The organism is Psychrobacter sp. (assembly GCF_018260395.1).
In the GTDB taxonomy this organism is placed as follows: domain Bacteria; phylum Pseudomonadota; class Gammaproteobacteria; order Pseudomonadales; family Moraxellaceae; genus Psychrobacter.
Genome location: NZ_JAGLBC010000215.1, coordinates 1 through 2,458 on the forward strand (window position 1 = coordinate 1; position 2,458 = coordinate 2,458).

The 2,458-nt window shown below is 35.0% G+C and carries 2 protein-coding genes; both read right to left on the reverse strand.

Annotation, left to right across the window (positions count from 1 at the left end; translation table 11 throughout):
* Positions 1-280: 280 nt before the first annotated feature.
* On the reverse strand, positions 281-1,687 hold the full coding sequence (ccoG, locus tag QZ265_RS10565; protein ID WP_296405981.1) for a cytochrome c oxidase accessory protein CcoG: 1,407 nt from the start codon (positions 1,685-1,687) through the stop codon (positions 281-283).
* 505 nt (positions 1,688-2,192) lie between these two features.
* Positions 2,193-2,458 (reverse strand): c-type cytochrome (locus QZ265_RS10570; protein ID WP_296405984.1); only part of this gene is annotated, 266 nt, incomplete at its 5' end.

Sequence of the window (2,458 nt, forward strand, 5' to 3'; positions counted from 1 at the left end):
CAGAATAATAAACAAACCATAAACACGATACCACTACGAATAAAGGCAGACCAATAACGAAGATAATAACCATGTAATTCTTATACCAAGGTTGAGTATCTTGATGCCCAAAATTGGTAGGAGAGGTGGATTTTTTCATAGAACAGCCTTAAGCAGTATTCATACAATAAAGTGCCAGTTTATAGAGTCAAACCCTATTAAACTGGCGGGTTAAGCGCTAATCAATCAAAGTGAGTTAGTTGTAGTTATTTAAACAACTTTTGATTAAGAAACCGATAATCTATTTTGTAATCTGAGAGGTAAAAACGTTAGTTTTTGAAGCATGATAAGATCCATCTTTACTATCTACATTAAAGGTAATAGGTGTTTCACTTTGAGTAATTACCTTGGGATCAGCTGCAATACTAACCGGCATATCATAACTTTCACCTGCATCAAGAGGTATGCTTTTAAAACGAGTCATTAAATTAAATCCTTTAGGAGCCGTTATTGTTAGTACATAATCATTCGATTTTTGAGTCTTATTGGTGACTTTAATCACATAGCTATTAACAATCTGACCCTCAGTATTCGTAGATGACAATTGATTACGATCACCTCGAACGTCAATTTGAAGTGGCACTCTCTCTATTAAAGAATAAGCAACCACACTTATAAGTACAGTCAACAATAATAAATAAGCAAATAATTTAGGACGTAGGTAACGACTTTTCTCTTTTTCAACCAATTGTCTTTCAGTAGTATAACGGATAAGTCCACGTGGATAGCCTACTTTGTCCATAATTTCATTACATGCATCAAGGCAGGCTGCACACTGAATACATTCAACTTGCAAACCGTCCCGTATATCAATACCTGTCGGACATACCTGAACACACATTGTACACTCTACACAGTCGCCTAGGTTATCTGGATGGGTACCTTTTTTACGGGCTCCACGAGGCTCACCACGATTATAGTTATAAGACACGATCAAAGTATCTTTATCAAACATCACACTTTGAAAACGACCATAAGGGCAAATGTGAATACACATAAATTCACGCATATAAGCTGCGTTGGCATAAGTAGCAAAGGTAAATATAAACATCGATACCCAAATCCAAGTTGGCCAATCTGGAATTGGAAAACCGCCCAAGGTTTGCCAGCTACCATATATAAATTTAGTACCAGCCACATAGCTAACAAAAGTCGAAGCTGTAATCAAAGCCATTAAAAACCAAATAAAATATATCAATAATTTTTTAGCTATTTTACTGGCTGAATTTGGCTCTATATCGAACTTAATACGTTTATTTCTATCCCCAATGACCCACTTTTCAACATGTTGGAATAAATGTACCCAAATAGTTTGAGGACAAGCATAACCACACCAAACCCTACCTGCATACACAGTTACCATAAATAGGGTAAAGGCTGCAATCATAAAAAAGGCGGCTATAAAGAAAAAGTCCTGAGGAAATAACGTTAACCCAAAAATATAATAATGCTGGCTCGGAACATCAAACCAAATAGCTTGACGACCATCATATTTTATCCAAGGTAGAATCAAAAATAAGGCCAGCAAAAAATACATACTGAACAAACGTATGCGTTGGTAAAAACCATCGGTAAAACGGGGATGAATACGTTTTTTTGTGGCATCCACATCATGAACAGGTATTCTATTAGCGGAGGGGGCTGACATAAATGTACCTCTAAATATTAGAACCATTATGCTGGCGATAGAAGAGATAACTTTAGTATCTCAAAGGGATCTGACACTATTTTAACATTGATTGGGTAACTTCGCTTAAGCTCATACTAACCCAAGGCTGTTATTCAAATCATATTTTTTAATAATAGTAATTTTTGATAAATTCTGATTTTTAATAAACAATAATATTCAATAACATAGTATATGGATGCAAAAGCTATAAAATGCAATATGAATGTATGTTATGAATTATAATTCGTAGTTACTAAACAGGGCAAACGCATACTTTTAAAAAAATTAATATTTTCAGTGACTTATAAATTCAGAAAATTAAAACCTAAATTTATAACTATTTGATTTTAAATGGAATTCCAGAAAAGTGTGCGTTTGCCCTGAGTTACTAAAACAGATAAAGGGGACTGTATTAACAGCCCCCTTCATGATTGACATTATCCATTTCAAGCTTAAAAGTTAAAACTTTCAAGTATCAAAAAACTTATTTTGAACCGGCTTCTGCTGGCGCAACAACAGTATTATGCGACAACGAATAAACATAAGCTGCCAATAACATAATACGCTCGTTACCTAACTTGGTCTCCCACTGTGGCATAACACCACCACGGCCATTACGAATAGTTTCTTGGATAGTTTCGCGATCACCACCATATAACCAAATGCCATCTGTTAGGTTAGGAGCACCTACATCGATACTACCTTTAGCGTCACTACCGTGACAGATAAAACATTTTTCATTATAAATAG